Origin of the sequence: Leucobacter fengyongliangi (assembly GCF_050971685.1) — a bacterium.
GTDB lineage: Bacteria > Actinomycetota > Actinomycetes > Actinomycetales > Microbacteriaceae > Leucobacter.
The window spans coordinates 141944-156847 of record NZ_JBPCEU010000006.1; the positions used below are offsets into that span (position 1 = coordinate 141944).

The 14904-nt window shown below is 59.0% G+C and carries 15 protein-coding genes; 9 read left to right on the forward strand and 6 right to left on the reverse strand.

The annotated features are described in order from the left end of the window. The first annotated feature begins 111 nt into the window (after positions 1–111). The gene (locus tag ACR0R4_RS06360) at positions 112–1110 is read left to right on the forward strand and encodes a hypothetical protein (protein WP_433646508.1); all 999 of its coding nucleotides are present in this window, start codon (positions 112–114) and stop codon (positions 1108–1110) included. On the opposite strand, the gene ACR0R4_RS06365 is transcribed toward ACR0R4_RS06360, so the two are convergent. Together ACR0R4_RS06365 and ACR0R4_RS06370 are read right to left on the reverse strand one after the other, a co-directional pair. Beyond that, positions 1107–2033, reverse strand: a complete 927-nt coding sequence (locus ACR0R4_RS06365) for a hypothetical protein (protein WP_433646509.1) — start codon at positions 2031–2033, stop codon at positions 1107–1109. The two genes, ACR0R4_RS06360 and ACR0R4_RS06365, sit on opposite strands and share 4 nt — an antisense overlap. 17 nt (positions 2034–2050) lie before the next feature. Further along, positions 2051–3136 carry a DUF262 domain-containing protein gene (locus tag ACR0R4_RS06370; RefSeq protein ID WP_433646510.1) on the reverse strand — a complete coding sequence of 362 codons (1086 nt, stop codon included), beginning with the start codon at positions 3134–3136 and terminating at the stop codon, positions 2051–2053. Between the two features lie 512 nt (positions 3137–3648). Between ACR0R4_RS06370 and ACR0R4_RS06375 the strand changes: the two genes are divergently transcribed. Further along, on the forward strand, positions 3649–3999 hold the full coding sequence (locus ACR0R4_RS06375; protein WP_433646511.1) for a sulfate permease: 351 nt from the start codon (positions 3649–3651) through the stop codon (positions 3997–3999). 60 nt (positions 4000–4059) lie between these two features. Further along, the gene (locus ACR0R4_RS06380; RefSeq protein WP_433646512.1) at positions 4060–5052 is read left to right on the forward strand and encodes a DNA-processing protein DprA; all 993 of its coding nucleotides are present in this window, start codon (positions 4060–4062) and stop codon (positions 5050–5052) included. Positions 5053–5105: 53 nt separating this feature from the next. Here the strand turns inward: ACR0R4_RS06380 and ACR0R4_RS06385 are convergent, their stop codons facing one another. Together ACR0R4_RS06385 and ACR0R4_RS06390 are read right to left on the reverse strand one after the other, a co-directional pair. Further along, entirely contained in the window at positions 5106–6419 is a 1314-nt protein-coding gene (locus ACR0R4_RS06385; protein WP_433646513.1) for a Y-family DNA polymerase, read from the reverse strand. An 814-nt stretch (positions 6420–7233) separates the two neighbouring features. Next, positions 7234–7827: a hypothetical protein gene (locus ACR0R4_RS06390; RefSeq protein ID WP_433646514.1), complete on the reverse strand. Its 594-nt coding sequence runs from the start codon at positions 7825–7827 to the stop codon at positions 7234–7236. Between the two features lie 468 nt (positions 7828–8295). Here ACR0R4_RS06390 and ACR0R4_RS06395 point away from each other — a divergent pair, with 468 nt between their 5' ends. After that, positions 8296–8994, forward strand: a complete 699-nt coding sequence (locus tag ACR0R4_RS06395; RefSeq protein WP_433646515.1) for an SOS response-associated peptidase — start codon at positions 8296–8298, stop codon at positions 8992–8994. 352 nt (positions 8995–9346) lie between these two features. On the opposite strand, the gene ACR0R4_RS06400 is transcribed toward ACR0R4_RS06395, so the two are convergent. Both ACR0R4_RS06400 and ACR0R4_RS06405 read right to left on the reverse strand, forming a co-directional pair. Then, entirely contained in the window at positions 9347–9967 is a 621-nt protein-coding gene (locus ACR0R4_RS06400) for a hypothetical protein (RefSeq protein WP_433646516.1), read from the reverse strand. Positions 9968–10022: 55 nt separating this feature from the next. Beyond that, positions 10023–10154, reverse strand: a complete 132-nt coding sequence (locus ACR0R4_RS06405) for a hypothetical protein (protein WP_433646517.1) — start codon at positions 10152–10154, stop codon at positions 10023–10025. 131 nt (positions 10155–10285) lie between these two features. On the opposite strand from ACR0R4_RS06405, the gene ACR0R4_RS06410 reads away from it, so the two are divergent. The 5 genes from ACR0R4_RS06410 to ACR0R4_RS06430 all read left to right on the forward strand — a co-directional run bounded on the left by ACR0R4_RS06410 (position 10286) and on the right by ACR0R4_RS06430 (position 14838). Next, a complete protein-coding gene (locus ACR0R4_RS06410) occupies positions 10286–10666 on the forward strand; it encodes a hypothetical protein (RefSeq protein WP_433646518.1) in 381 nt (126 codons plus the stop codon). 140 nt (positions 10667–10806) lie between these two features. After that, a complete protein-coding gene (locus tag ACR0R4_RS06415) occupies positions 10807–11835 on the forward strand; it encodes a hypothetical protein (protein WP_433646519.1) in 1029 nt (342 codons plus the stop codon). A gap of 47 nt (positions 11836–11882) precedes the next feature. Further along, complete coding sequence (locus tag ACR0R4_RS06420) at positions 11883–12875, forward strand: tyrosine-type recombinase/integrase (protein ID WP_433646520.1); 993 nt, start codon at positions 11883–11885, stop codon at positions 12873–12875. After that, on the forward strand, positions 12872–13831 hold the full coding sequence (locus ACR0R4_RS06425; protein WP_433646243.1) for a tyrosine-type recombinase/integrase: 960 nt from the start codon (positions 12872–12874) through the stop codon (positions 13829–13831). Before ACR0R4_RS06420 ends, ACR0R4_RS06425 begins: the two co-directional genes overlap by 4 nt. Next, entirely contained in the window at positions 13828–14838 is a 1011-nt protein-coding gene (locus ACR0R4_RS06430) for a tyrosine-type recombinase/integrase (protein WP_433646244.1), read from the forward strand. The genes ACR0R4_RS06425 and ACR0R4_RS06430 overlap by 4 nt, the downstream gene beginning before the upstream one ends. Positions 14839–14904 lie beyond the last annotated feature (66 nt).

The following is a 14904-nucleotide window of genomic DNA, read 5'->3' on the forward strand; positions in this document are numbered from 1 at the left end:
GAGGTCGAACAGGCGTACTACGCTGAAACTGAGACGCTTCTGTCACCGACCGGCTGACAGGGAAACCGGTCGGAACAAGAACCAGGCCAATTCATCGAGAAGTACTACGAGATGATTGAAGTGTCACCAGGCATGCGGCAAGACCTCGCAGGGAAGATTCACGCCGACTTCGTCGCGCTCATGGCGAACGAGACGAAAGAACTCTCGCGACTCACGAGCGAGCGTGACCGGCTTGATAACGAGCGGATGAAACTCCTGCAAGCCCACTATGCGGGTGCGGTGCCAATTGATTTGTTGAAGCAAGAGCAGGATCGCATCGCGAATCAGATCGGTGACATTCAGCACCGGCTTGAAGCGCACCACGATGAGTATGCGTCAGCTCGCGCGAACCTTGACGACTCACTCGGGTTACTCGCCAACATCGTCAGCATCTACCAGCGTGCTGATGACGCGAACAGACGACTCTGCAACCAGGCGTTCTTCCACCGGATCTTCATCGAGGAAGAGGGTGATGTTCGAGTCGAGTACGAAACACCCTTCGGCGCGCTCTGCGACACGGAGGAGCAGATGAACGCTCTGAACTGGGCGGCTAAAGCGAAAAAGAAGGGAGAGGTTCAACCCGGACAAAGAGTGGTTACTCTTGTCGAGGGTTTGAACCTCTCCCATTTGGGGTCCCTGCATAGACAGTTCTCAAACCCTGCCCCCATGCTGAAATCGTTGATTTCTCGCTGGAAACGAGGGGTCTACCGGGTATCGCAGCGGGTAGATAGCACCCCAATTCAGGACGTTCGAGGGCCCTGCGTCAGGAGGATTGGGAAACCTCAAACCTTTCTCACCCCCTCTGAAGTAGACCGTCTCGTCGACGATTACCTCGCCGGTCTCAGCGTCGGATACCTTGCACAGAAGTATGGTGTGCACCGGGCGACAGTCTCGAAGCACCTCGTCCGAAACAACGTCCATCGCCGCCAGTACGGCCTCACGATCGAAGAAGCCGCCGAGGCAGTAAGGCTTCATCGTGGCGGCATCTCGATAAGCAGGATTGCCCGCACGCTCGGAGCCAACCGGAAGGTCATCACCAAGATTCTCAATAGCGAGATGAAAAAAGTCTAGTCACAACTCGGGTATCTCCAGTCCACAATTGCACCAGTTCTATCCTTCACCACGAGTAGGTCCGAATCACCACACCGACGCATCGCAGCGGTTAGAACTTCGTCCTTGGTCTTTCCAACCGCGACGGCCCGAGCCTGACCCGGCTTCAACTCTGCGAAGTCCTTCTCGCGTTGTTGGACCGTTCGAATCGAAATCCTATTCGGCGAGGTCCAGTGAATATCGTCAAGGTAGTCGCGCGAGCCCGACCGCAAAGCGACTGATGCCCGCGATGCAAGAGAATCAAAGCAAATGGCAAGCTTCAGAGCAACAGCGACGTTTGCGCCGATAACCATCGCGCTTACATCGTGCTTCGAGTCATGCGCGGAGGAGTGTCTCTCGGAGGCAAGGTCCTTCAATTGCTGACGAAGGTCAATGTCCTTGTTGAATTGGTCTTTAGTCTGAAATCCGAGTGTGCCAGACAATGTACGCATAGATCCATATGGATCCTTCACATGAAATGTTCGAAGTGCACTAGTTAGGTCCTCATGTCCCATGTTGCTCCCCACCCACCCCCATGCGAGCGGCGAGAAGGTGACCTGCCCATCCAACGAAGAGAGACTTCCGCCTATTGACTTGCTCAGATCGATGAGGGCATCAAGCTCCATGCGAGTGGCCCTGGTCCCTGCAACTTTGAGCACATTACGGGTGGACTGCTCTTTGAGCTTCTCGGGTAAATCTCGAAACCCTAAATGTCCACTGTTTATTCTTTCCACGAGCTCAAATATTCTTTGCTCCACAAAGTTCTCAAGAATATTGAAAGTCGATACGGCAAGGCCCCTGCGCAACAGTGCACCTACATTTCCGGGCTTCAGTACTGCCTGTTCTGCAATCGCTTCTCGAATTGCGGAATAGCCGACAAGAAATGCCCGCCGGGATTGTGACAAACCTGCGTCTCCTATACCTAAACCCGCTTGAGCGCTTGAATGACCTGCTCGACTCGGTACCGCAATCTGGCAGGGGTGTTCGTGCCCTGTCGAGTAGCCTCATCAAACTCCGGATTTTGGAACAGCGAACCCAATTGACTTCGTGTTTCCTGCGCGTTGACCTTAATGATCTCGATCTGCTTATCAGGCAGTTCGGCAAGCGCGATCATAACAGCGTCAAAAAGTCCAGCAAGTGACTGGTCTCGCCCTGGCCATTTGAACGCATCACGGGACCAAATTGCTTCGGAAGTCTCAATAGCAACTACGAATCGTTGCCGAAACTGCTCAAGTCGATTCGGATCCGCAAATCTTTCTTTTTGCATGAAGGAGTCAAGCGCAGCCCGAATATCCCCGGAGAAACTTCTCCATCCCTCGGAGAATGCCAAGAAACGTACAACGTACTCTGCATCAAGCATCTTCCGATAGGAAGGTGTCGATGGATACGCCTTGAACTGGGCTCGCAAGAATTCATTCTCTGCCAAGGAGTAGACCAAGTCGTTCAGAGGGCCGCCATATGCGACATTTCGAATCTCCTGGGCGTTCAACACTTCTCCACCGGTGTTTAGTCGGAGAAAAACTTCATGTTTCAGGTCATCTGCCGACTGCCGCAATAGAGTAGTAACCCTCATGCTCTTCATCTCGACTGCACGTTGCAGTCCCTCCGGTAAGTCTGAGAATTTCAGCCCGTTCAACGCAGGCATTCGTTCTAGTTTCCGAAGCTGAAGTGTGTCAGATAAGAAAGCACCAACGCTTGTCAGCCGTTGCTTGCCGTCAATGACCGAGTATGAGCCGATTCTGGACTCATCCTCTGCGAGGTAAATTGGCGGAATCGGAATGTTCAAGAAGAACGATTCTATGAGTCGAGATTGCTTGTCAGCATTCCACCTGTCTCGTCGTTGGAACTTCGGTGAGACATCAATAGCACCGGTCTGTACAAGCCTGGCTAGCGATGCTAGTCCTTGATCAGCTACCTCGATAACGGCACTCCTCTGCGCCGCGAGATACTGTTGTTCTAAAGACTCTGCTGTGAGCAACTGTTGTTCTGAAGACCGCACTGTACTCATGTTTAAGAATCTAGTCCAATGTTGCGCCCTGGTTCTGTCGAGTGCTCTGAGATTTCCAGAGCACCTCAGTCTGATGTGCCGTGGCTCTAACGGAGTCTTGGAGACCTCGCGATCTTGCGCTCAATGAGCGACTCGCCGATAGTGCGCCTGTGCCATCAATTTTTCTTATCCGATGCCTGCCGGGGCAGGTCAAATTGTTATGTGTGCCTCAAATCGATGAGACCACCAACATGCCCTCCACAAACTCTCGTGGTCGTGTCTAAGCGCCTCGAATTCACGCAACGCGAACTTCATCGGTGATTCTGGGCTCGGAGGTGGGCCGCACCACCGTGATCTCTTGAACGCTACGTGAATTCAGAATCGCATGGCGCTTTTCCCTGCCCCTGCGTACCCTGTTCGTAGGCGGCCTCTACCTGCTACGCCAGCACCCGAAGTGTTGGCACTACAAACAGCCTAAGCTGGACAGTCATTTTCTTCTTCCTGTCGCCCGAGCCGGGAAGAGGACTGTCATCATGTTTCGCCTGATCTGGATCATAAGTATCTACGTCCGCAGCTTCATGCGGCGTTTCATGCCGACGAACAATGCACTTGATGCGTTCCGCACCCGGCGCGGCCTCAAGTGGGGTGTTCCCGCGATGCTGTTGGCGATCCCCTACTGCTTCGCCGCCGCGTACCTGACTGCGCTCATAGATGACGGTGCACCGAACTGGCTCTACCTCGTCGCGCTCGTGTGCATCTGGAACGCCCTGAAATTCGCAGTCAACGGCCCCTTGAGTGTCGGGCTGCTCGTACGGGTCCGGATTGCTGAAGCCCGCGCACGGCGTCACACCCTGCAGCGAGCAGATCGACTCACCGCCGCTTAACCTCCGCCGGTGACCCGTGTGCACCTTCACAGTACGCTTTGACTGCGAAGGAACCTGATCTTGGCTACGCTCACCGACCTTGCACGCGACGAACGCTCTGCCCGCATTCTTCTTTCGCTCATCGGCGCGCCGAACGATGCGGCGACCGGGGGGCTACTCACAAGGATCGGCGCTGTCGAGCTAATTGCTCTCGCCGAAAGCAGCACCGACATTCCGGGCATGGATCAGGTCGCGGCCGCGGTTTGGCGTGACCATTTCCGCGCCTATGGAAGCCTCGATCGGCTCACCGTCCTCTTGGCCGAAAGTGAACGGTTCCGGGTACTCACGTCGGGCGATGCGGAGTGGCATGACACGCTCAATAACCTTGGCGAACGCGCACCCTACGTGCTCTGGGCGAAAGGCAACACCGCACTACTCACCAGAGACTCGAGTAAACGAGTCACCATCACCGGGTCGCGCGCAGCGACAGCCTACGGTGTGCACGTCACCGAAGAGATAGCGGATCAGCTCGTCCGTGCGGATCGCGTCATCGTCGCCGGCGGCGCCTACAGTGTTGAGGCCTCCGCACACAGAGCCCCGCTTGCGATGAACGGTTCCACGATCGCGGTGCTCGCCGCAGGGCTCGATCGCCCATACCCGGCAGGCCACACGGATCTCATTGATCGCATCGCACGGCAGGGCCTGGTGATTTCCGAGGTGCCGCCTGGCCACGCCCCGACGAGGCAACGGTTCATTGACCGGTCAAGGATCCTGGCCGCGATGTCCGGTGCATCGGTGGTCGTCGAGGCCGGTGCACGCTCGGGCACACTGCCCACCGTGCGGGAGGCACTGACTCTTGGCCGCGCAGTTGGCGCCGTGCCTGGCCCGGTGACGAGCGCAGCCAGCACCGGCACGAATCGGTTACTCCAGGAAGGACAAGCCCAAGTGATCACCAGTGGTGCCGATGTGGTTCGGTTGCTCGACGGCTTGCGTGATCCAATTCACCCGGCAACAGGCCTCAACACACCGCGACAATCGCAAGCCCGCCCCGCCGCGGCATCCCGCACGCTCTGAGACAGGCAGCAGCACATCAACTCACGCATCGGCGCCGCATCCTGCCACTCGGGCTAGGCACGCACGTCAACGATCTCGTCCCAGTGCGTTGTGGCTCGTCGCGACAGCAGCTCGCGTTTCATCTCCCAACCCGCGGGCTGCTTGAGACCCCCAAACCCGACCCCGATCGCTTCCCCGCCGAGACGCCGGGTGATCAGGTCGAGCGTCTTCCCCACCTCGCGGCCCTCGAACTCGGGCTGAAACAGTGCGAGTGGCTGGATCCGCTCAACCGGGCTCAACCCCGTCAACGTGACACCGGCCCGCGCGTAGCGCACCCCCGACAGGTATTCCGGAAACAGCTGCGGAAGCACCCTGTCGGCGGCCTTCGTGAACGTGATCGGGTCATCGGAGGGTGTCGATAGCGGCACCGCAACATGCGCCGAATGCCTGGGCGTACCGGTGTCTGCCCACCCGGTCGCGACCCACACGCTGACCTGCGAGGCGACTTGCCGTTGCGCGCGAAGCCGCGCCGAGACGCGCTGCGCGTAGATCGAGAGCACCTGCTTCATCTCTTCCCTGGTGGTGATCTTGTGCGAGAACGAACGCGAGTAAATCAGCTGATCCTTGTACGCGCGCGCCTCTTCTTCGAGCGGGATGCACGAGATCCCGCGCAACTCCATGACGGTGCGCTGCAGCACCACCGAGAATTTCTTGCGGATCAGCTTCGGGTCAGCGTCCCGCAGATCCCGCACCGTGTGGATCCCCATGGCGGCAAGCTTCTTCCCGGTGCGCCCGGCAACACCCCACAGCTCGGTGGTAGGAAGCGACTCCATGATGCGGTCGAGCTGCCCAGCAGTGTAGACGCCCAGGTGGCAGACCCCTTCGAACTCTGCGTTCTTCTTCGCACCGATCGAGGCGAGCTTCGCGAGCGTCTTCGTGGGCCCGATCGCGACCCGCACTGGGATCCCCGTGTGCTTGAAAACTGTGTGGCGGATCGACCGACCCACCTCGATCAGCTCGCCCACTGACCCTGTGAGCCCGACGAAAGATTCATCGATGGAGTACACCTCTTGCCAGGCGGCATGCCTGCCGATGAGTTCCATCACCCGGGCACTCAGCGACCCGTACAGTTCGTAGTTAGAGGAGCGCGCCACGACCCCGTGCAGCTCGCACCAACTCTTGATCTGGAAGTACGGCTTCCCCATGATGCCGGGGTCGAGCCGTTTCGCCTCGGGCGACGCCGCCACCACACACCCGTCATTGTTCGAGAGCACAACAATGGGTCTCCCCCGCAGCTTCGGCTCGAACACCCGCTCGCACGACGCATAGAAGGAAACGCAGTCGATCAGGGCGATCTGGGTGTGCGTATCCCCTGGGTTTCCGAACATAGGTTCGATGTTACGGGCGGCCACTGACCTGCTCTGACTCTGTGCGCGTCGTGGTGCCGCACAGACTGTTCAGGGGTGGTGATGTAACACCCCTGGCGTGTATTGCTGCTGCCGCGAGTAGGCCGGCCGCCGGGACGATATTGATGCCTAGCCCTGGCTGAAACAGCGTCGCGATAATTAGACAAGATGCAGCACCACCGCATAGCAACGGCGCGAAACGGCTAGGAAGAAGGAGACTGAACACCGCGGCCGCGCAGCCGGCGCTGCTGACAATTGCTGCTGACCCCACTGCGATCTGCCAGTATTCTGGGCCACCTATAGGTGCGAATCGATCACCAACGAGTTCGTTCGCCCCATACCAAGTCCACCAAAGAATCCATACTGTCGCCGCGCACGCAAGAACCACCAGAAAGTGGTGTGCTACGCGGGGACGTCTTACGAGGCCCGCGACGAGAGAACCAACTAAAGTAGCGACAATCCACATTCCTCCAAATGTCACAGCCACGCCCAAGTATCCGATGCCGTCGCTACACATCCAGGTGCCAGCTCCCTCGGACCCGGGAGGACCCATCTCGCACTGGATATGGAGTTGGTCTCGGACTAACGAGATTGCGGAACCGCCGACAAGTACGGCTAAGAATCCGCTCGCGAGCACCGTGCACGTCGCAAGGTAACGCTCCCGCCTGCCCACTCGGCCGCGGTCTGACTTGACCTGGTCCATCACATCACGCTCATCGCCGCCATATTAACAACGGGCCTCAACAAGACCAGCCTGTGATGATCGCCAGTACACAGCTTGGAACTCAACTTCAAGTCATGGCCTGATCGGCGGCGGATTGAAGGCGTCGCACGGCATCTCGACCAGTTCTCCGGTGGCGGTGAACCTCCCGCACTCAGGTATTCCGTTTTCCGATTCCTCGTTGCCTACCGGCATCGTTGTGAAGATACCGGCCCATGCCAGCGCTGACAGGGTCACGAAGACTGCGAGCAGGACCCCAAAGATCGGCCAAATGATGCGCGCTCCAGTGCGTGTGGAGAACCAGATCGCGAGCAGGTATCCAACGCACCCCATGAGCGAGATCGGGAGTCCGAAGAACGCTGCGAAGACGATGAGGCCGTAATCCGGGGCCCCGGCAAGTGACCCGGTTCCCGTCCACAGCAAGAACGCAAGGCCACCGCTGATCCCGCCGAACAGCAATGCCTGGGTGAAGGGGGAGAATCGTCGCAACCAAGCGCTGAGCCCGAGTGCGAGGAGCCCCAGCAGGGCCGGCATGATGATGGCGAAGATGACGCCCAACGGAACCTCGATCAGGCTTACTCGTTCGCGCTTGGTGAGAGCGTCTAACGTCAGCGCGAGCACCCCTGTGAGCCCCAGAAGCGAACATGCGACAGTCGCGCGCCAGGCCATGCCCCAACGGGAGAGTCTGACCCAGGATGCATCTCCGACGAGCCCTGGTTTAGTGCGTGGGTGAAGCATCGCTGCCATACACCTCACCCTATCTGGCAGCGAAAACTGCCCATTCAAAGAATCAAGAAGACGTCAACCGGCACCCTTACCCTGCGCCCATGTGCTGAAGAGTCACTGTTGATATCTCGTAGAACAATGATCCATGACCGCCTTTCGCAACGTCTTTGGAACTCAGGTGCAGACCGAACACTGTCCAGTCGCACACAAAGCACGACGATGGGTCTCCCCCGCAGCTTCGGCCCGAACACCCGCTCGCACGACGCATAGAAGGAGACGCAGTCGATCAGCGCGATCTGGCGCTGTGGTTTCTCGCTCGTCGCGGGCACACGCCCGATGGTATGCGGCACCACCAACAGCGATCAGAAGCAGTCCCCCGTGGATTCCACTCCCCCTGTTACGCTGCAGACTATGTGCGGTCGAGTCATCGTTGATTACGAGGAAATGATCCCCGCGGCAACAGACACCGAGCTCGCCGCGTGGATCACCGGGGCGCCCGCGGGCGCCGCATCCTCATGGAACGTGAAACCCACCCAACAGATCCCCGTCGCGTACACCGACCACAAGACCGGCGAGAAGAAGTTCGAGACGGCGTACTGGTCGCTCGTGCCCGTGTGGTCGAATGAGCTGAAGACGAAGTTCCCCACTTTCAACGCCCGCTCCGAGACCGCCGCAGAGAAGCCGTCGTTTAAGGCGGCAGTGAAGAACCGTCGCTGCGCGATCCCGGTCTCAGGCTTCTACGAGTGGACCGGCCCGAAAAACGCACGCGTTCCGCACGCCATCTTCGGCCCAGAAAAACTCCTGACCCTCGCAGGGCTGATGTCGTGGTGGCACGAGCCCGGCGCCGACGATGATCACGGGTGGCACCTCACCGCCACGATCCTGACCCGCGACTCGGCCGGGGTCATGCAGCCGCTGCACGACCGTATGCCAGTGTTCCTTGCCGACGAGTTCGTGAACGAGTGGATCGACCCGAACATCTCCGGCGACCACGCCCTCGTACAAGCCGTCTCGGCAGCCGCGGCGCCAATCGCTGAAGACCTCTTCGAATACCCGGTCGCACCGCTGCGCGGCGACGGGCCCGAACTGATCGAGGCAGTCACAACTTAAGAACTTCGCAGCTGATCCAGCAGACTCCAGTCAGACTCGGCTGGCGCGGTGCATCACCTCCTGAAACGCGGATTCACGCAGTACAGAGCGAGATGGTGAATCACCCACGGCTACTGCTCAACGGTCTGTGACACGACCACGTCGAGCATGGCGATCAGAGGCCTGGTTATCGGCCACAAAGCGTGGATGCATCACCGTGTGAGTATTCGAAGCTTCGAGCACCGTCACCCACTCGCTTCTTCCCAGCGGCTACATTGCCATGGCAGCGTTCGCGGCAATGCGAACTACACAAGCTCATGCGTAAAGGCAAGACCACAAAGCCGAGAAACCACTCCCACGAGCGATATATACATCATCCTTCGACATTAGGGTACTTGAAATCCAAAGTAGCGAAGGGGTCAATCCCTGTAACAATTCTTGAATAGAACCTATTCGCCTGAGATCTTAGAATGTCTTCGTGCTTTGAAACATACTCAGCCTTGTGCTCATCGCTTAGGATTTGGTTTGTTATCTCACTCTGATCAATTTCCTTAGCGGTACCACTCAAAACACCTCCGGTCATAATGAGTTCGTCGATAAACACATCGTCGTGCCCAATCATTGTGAACTCAGGAATTGTGATGATGAAGTGATTCTCGCCATGCTGCTCAATCTGCACTTCTCCCCCGTCGATGCCCAAGTGCGCCATGAACTCATACGGGAGAAATGCTTTAACCTCACTCCCCGGAATCACCCAGTCACCTATCTGACCGTGCGAGTCAATCTTTTCAACGCCTTGAATCCCTAGGCTCAGGAGCACAACCTGCTCCTGACGGTTTACTGAGTGAATGACCTGACTACTCCGACTCTCAGTGATTGTTTCCACTGTGGCATCGGGGAACAACTTGCCGACGCCCTTCCAGCCGAGAAACACCCCGCCGACAAGCGCGGCAACAACAACTGTCACCAACAGCACAACACGCAATGTCTTCATAATCGACAGCCTAGCCGTCGGCTAGGACACTTCGGCCCCGCCAGATCGAAGCGAGTCAAACGGCACGCGAAGTCTTGCCCGCAACCACATACTCGTGTGGCGCGCCTTCGGCGTACGTTGTGGCGTATTGCCAGTCCGGTTCGGGCTCAAGATTGAGCCACCACTTCAAGTCACTGTTCAAGATCACGATTATCCCCTTGTCTCACATGGCCCTCGAAGTCCATGCAAATCGAGTATCAGGGTGACCACTGACATTCAGCACTCGCCTGGCGGTGGATAGCAAGAATTTCGCCAAACAACATCCACCCTTTTGGGGGGATGATTCACCCCTACGAGCATGTGGGAGCAAACCCCAAGATCAGGTACGAAAACGAAAAAGGTGAGGCCCAAACCTTCTCAAGATTGGAGAATCTTGTCGAGGGTTTGAACCTCACCACTGTGGGGTCCCTGCGTGATCTCTTCACAAACCTTTCCCCTGGGCTTAATGCCCTGATCAAGCGGTGGAAACGGGGTGTCTATCGCACCTCTCATAGGGTCTCCGAGCCCCCGATTCGCGACCTTCGGGGGCCGGTCGTGGGGACGATTGCAACTGTTCAAACCTTTCTGACGCCCGCTCAGGTAGATCAGATCGTCGATGACTACCTCGCCGGCGCGACCGTCACCGACCTCGCCGTCAAGTACGAGGTGCACCGTGTTTAGCCGATGCTTCGGATAGCGCGTGTGTAACGGTCGGAAAGCGGGCATGTAAGCATCGGGTAGCGCTCCGCGGTACCCCCGGTTGATGATGTTCCCACCTTTGGCAGCGAACGACTGCCGTGGGGTGAAAGGGAACGATTCCAATGACGGATTATCGACAATTGATGCGTCTGCTCTTGCAGCAGCGCCCGTATCGTGAAATCGCGGCCAGGCTGTCCTGCTCGCAACGCACGATCGCGAAAGCGAGGCACGTGCTCGAGCAGGAGCACCTGGATCATGTGTCACAGGTCGAGGCGCTCACCGCGGAAGATCTCGACCGGCTCTTCAGTGATGGCAGGAAGAGCGTGACGGGCGAGTTCGTGGCGATCAATATCGAACAGATCGTCTCGGCCAGGCTGGGCCGGAAGAAGCCTCCGTTGAAGGTGTTGTGGGCGAGATACCTCCAGACTGATGCTCCCGCAGGGGTCCGCCATTACGGGTATGAACGGTTCTGCCAGCTCGTCGCTGAGCATGTGCGAGTGAATGATCTCACCGCCCCGATCCAGCACGTCCCGGGCCACACGATGCAGGTCGATTGGGCTGGCACCCGAATGCACTTCACCGACCCGATCACCAGAGCAGTCACGAAGGTGTCGGTGTTCGTCGCGACGCTGCCCTACTCGGGGCTGGTCTACGCGCAGGGCTGTCTCGATGAGAAGCTCCCGGCATGGCTTGACGCTCACCGGCTGGCGTTTGAGTTCTTCGGTGGTGTCCCGTTGATCGTGGTCCCGGATTATGTTCCGAGGGACATAATCGGGATTCTGTGCCCCGTTCGGTTATGCGCCCAGGGCGTGGGGTGGTGTGGTGGTTTCTGGGGGTGCGCGCCCGAGGACACCAATTCGGGGGAACATAATGCGGATGGTCGGGCGAGGGTGTTTCCTTTCACTCAATCGAGTGAAAGGAAATTGTTATGTTCGAGGAGTATTTCGTCAAGCCAGCTACGACCGATCGGTTTCGGGGGTCTTGGATCGGTGCTGAGATCGAATCGTATCTGGAATGGCTGGTCAGGGAGGGCTATGCCGATAAGACGATCTGGCGGCGGGTGCCGATCGGGTACGCGTTCGGGGAGTTCGCTTGGGTCCAAGGCGCGAGGACCGTTGCCGATCTACCCGAGCACGTTGAGGCGTTCGTAGCAGACAGAGTTGCATCTCATTTAGCGCGGTTCGGGTCGGACAGATCAATGGTCAAGGAAGTCCGTGGTCCGGTCGAGCAGATGCTGTCGGTTGTGCTGCCTGGTTTCGAGGGTTCGGGCCGGAGGCATCAACGGGTGCCGTTCGTTGACGTGCTGCCCGGGTTCTTCGACTACCTCAGTAGTGAGCGGGGCCTCCGAGCGTCGTCACTGTTTCAGTACCGGCATCACTTGTCCCGATTCGAGGCGCACCTGTCCCGGATCGGGGTTACCAGCCTGGGTGAGTTGTCGCCGACGCTGCTGAGCGCGTACATGGTGGAGCGCTCGGCTACTGGTTTGTCAAAGAGCACAGTTCGCAGCACTGCGGGAGTGCTACGGGTGTTCCTGCGATACGCGCACCGCGAGGGTGTCATCGGTACTGATTTGAGTGGGACGGTCGGGTGGCCCCAGTTCTACCGGCTTTCCAATATTCCCCGCTCGGTCTCGTGGGAAGGGGTGAACCGCACCCTTGCTGCGGTTGACCGGCGCAGCCCTGTCGGTCGGCGAGATTACGCAATTTTGCTGTTGCTAGCCACTTACGGGCTGCGCGGCCGGGAGATCGTCGCGCTGACCTTGGATGACTTTGACTGGAAGCGGGAGCGGTTGGCTATCCCCGAGCGCAAGGCTGGCCATTCCACCGCGTTCCCGCTGTCTCCCATCGTCGGTGACGCGGTCGTTGACTACCTGCAACATGGCCGCCCGGATACCAGTGACCGGCACGTATTCTTCCGGGCTGCCGCGCCACAACGGCCGATCAGTTCGGCGGCGGTGTCTGCGCTTGCGAGCCGCTACCTGCGTGCAGCAGGGGTGAGTGTGCCGCGCCCTGGGTCGCATACCTTTCGCCACTCGGCGGTGCAACGGCTGGTGGATGCGGACATGGATCTGAAGACGATCGGGGACTTCATCGGGCACCGCTCCGCCCGCTCCACCGAGGTCTACGCGAAAGTCGCCATCGAGGCGTTGCGTGAGGTTGCTCTTGGTGACGGTGAGGAGGTGCTGTCATGAATGATGATGCTGCCGTCACGGCTGTGGTCTCTGATTTCCTCGCATACAAACGTGCCCTCGGCCGCAAATATGAGACCGAGGAAGCGGCTCTCCGTCTGCTGGTCAGATTCGCTGATGAGCACGGTGTCACAGATCTAGACGGCTTGACCGGGCCGTTGCTGGAAGAGTTTCTCGGATCTCGCCCCCGACACCGGGCTCGGAGCTTCAACCACCTTGTGCTCGTCGTGACCGGCTTCCTCAACTGGGCAGTGGCACAGGGCCGGCTACCTGCCTGTCCACTACAACGAATCCGGCGACCAGAGACCGCTGAACGACTGCCGTTCATCTTCGAGACCAGCCAGGTCCGATTGATCCTGGCCGCCGCTGGCGCATTGGATGACAACCCGCGGGCCCGAAACCGCGCGATGATCCACCGCACGGTCTTCGCGTTATGTTACGGGCTGGGGCTGCGCGCCGGTGAGGCCTGCAACCTACAAGTTGGTGATGTTGATACCGACCGTCAACTCATCACCGTTCGAGGCGGGAAGTTCGGCAAAAGCCGCCTGGTTCCCCACGGCCCCCGCATCGGCGAGCTGTTGACCAGTCGCCTGAACCACTGTTCAACTGTCCCTACCGATCCGCTGTTCAGCTTCGATGGACGGCGCAGCATTCACCCCTGCACATCCAGCAGCGTCTTCCACCAGATCATCACCGAACTGGATTTCACCGTCCCTGACGGAGTCTCAGCTCCGCGGTTGCATTCGCTGCGTCACTCGTTCGCGGTCGGATGCCTGCTGCGCTGGTACCGGGAGGGCATCGATCCCAGCGACCGATTATTCCGGCTGTCCACGTTCATGGGACATGTCAGCCCGGAATCAACCGCCGTCTACCTGCGCATGACCCCGGAACTACTCACCGAGGGCGCCGACCGGTTCGAAACGTATGCGCAATCGGTTTGGATGGAGGCAACCCCATGAACGCCAACCAGCCGATTGGGCCACTGATCCAGTCGTTCTTCATCGACCATCTCGTCACTGTCAAAGGGTTACGGCCCACCTCGGTGAGTAGCTATCGGGACACCGTTCGGCTGCTCCTCGGGTTCGTCGCTAAAGACAATAACAGCCGAATCACCAGGCTCACCGTTGGTGACATGACCTTCGAACGAGTCGTGAGATTCCTCCGGTACCTGGAAGACGAGCGCGGCAACCACGTCCGCACCCGGAATCAGCGCCTGGCCGCAGTTCACACCCTGTTCGACTACATTGCTACCCGAGAACCAGAGATGCTCGGCGAATGCCAACGAGTCACCGCGATCCCAATGAAACGGTCGGCTCCCGCCGAAACCCGCTACCTTGAACGCGACGAAACCGAGACCCTCCTCCGAGGCCTGCCCCGCCACGGCACGCTCGCCCTGCGAGACCGGACCTTGATCTTGTTCCTCTACAACACCGGAGCCCGCGCGCAAGAGGCCGCGGACGTTCGCGTCGGCGACCTCGGCCTTGACACGCCAGCACGGGTTCGCCTTCACGGCAAGGGTGACAAATGGCGCACCTGCCCACTCTGGCAGCAAACGTCACGGCTACTCACACAACTCCTCGAGGTTGAGGGCCGCCTTCGGGCACCTGACGCGCATGTGTTCGTGTCTACGACCGGAACCTCACTCACCCGCTCGGGAATCTACAAGATCGTTCGCCGGCATGCGGGCCACCTTGACGACCCACGCACCGGGCGCAGGGTCAGCCCGCACATCTTTCGCCACACCGCCGCTGTTCACCTCCTCGAAGCGGGCGTCGAAGTTAACGTGATCCGCGGCTGGCTCGGACATGCTGATTTATCCACCACGAACCGATACGCCGAGATCAACACGAACACGAAACTCCAAGCCCTCCGCCATACCGAGCCTTCAACTATTTCGGAGGGACCCCGCCCGCGCGCAGTCTGGCGCGACGACACGGCACTGCTCGACTGGCTCAGATCGCTGTGATGGTTATGTTCCCCCGAATTGGTGTCCTCGGGCGCGCACCCCCAGAAACCACCACACCACCCCACG

Bases quoted from the DNA above. Each gene is read 5' to 3' on its own strand.
- ACR0R4_RS06385 (WP_433646513.1), bottom strand. From the start codon at position 6,419: ATGTTCGGAAACCCAGGGGATACGCACACCCAGATCGCCCTGATCGAC.
- ACR0R4_RS06410 (WP_433646518.1), top strand. From the start codon at position 10,286: ATGATTCACCCCTACGAGCATGTGGGAGCAAACCCCAAGATCAGGTAC.
- ACR0R4_RS06375 (WP_433646511.1), top strand. From the start codon at position 3,649: ATGTTTCGCCTGATCTGGATCATAAGTATCTACGTCCGCAGCTTCATG.
- ACR0R4_RS06360 (WP_433646508.1), top strand. From the start codon at position 112: ATGATTGAAGTGTCACCAGGCATGCGGCAAGACCTCGCAGGGAAGATT.
- ACR0R4_RS06395 (WP_433646515.1), top strand. From the start codon at position 8,296: ATGTGCGGTCGAGTCATCGTTGATTACGAGGAAATGATCCCCGCGGCA.
- ACR0R4_RS06425 (WP_433646243.1), top strand. From the start codon at position 12,872: ATGAATGATGATGCTGCCGTCACGGCTGTGGTCTCTGATTTCCTCGCA.
- ACR0R4_RS06390 (WP_433646514.1), bottom strand. From the start codon at position 7,827: ATGGCCTGGCGCGCGACTGTCGCATGTTCGCTTCTGGGGCTCACAGGG.
- ACR0R4_RS06400 (WP_433646516.1), bottom strand. From the start codon at position 9,967: ATGAAGACATTGCGTGTTGTGCTGTTGGTGACAGTTGTTGTTGCCGCG.
- ACR0R4_RS06420 (WP_433646520.1), top strand. From the start codon at position 11,883: ATGGTCAAGGAAGTCCGTGGTCCGGTCGAGCAGATGCTGTCGGTTGTG.
- ACR0R4_RS06370 (WP_433646510.1), bottom strand. From the start codon at position 3,136: ATGAGTACAGTGCGGTCTTCAGAACAACAGTTGCTCACAGCAGAGTCT.
- ACR0R4_RS06415 (WP_433646519.1), top strand. From the start codon at position 10,807: ATGACGGATTATCGACAATTGATGCGTCTGCTCTTGCAGCAGCGCCCG.
- ACR0R4_RS06430 (WP_433646244.1), top strand. From the start codon at position 13,828: ATGAACGCCAACCAGCCGATTGGGCCACTGATCCAGTCGTTCTTCATC.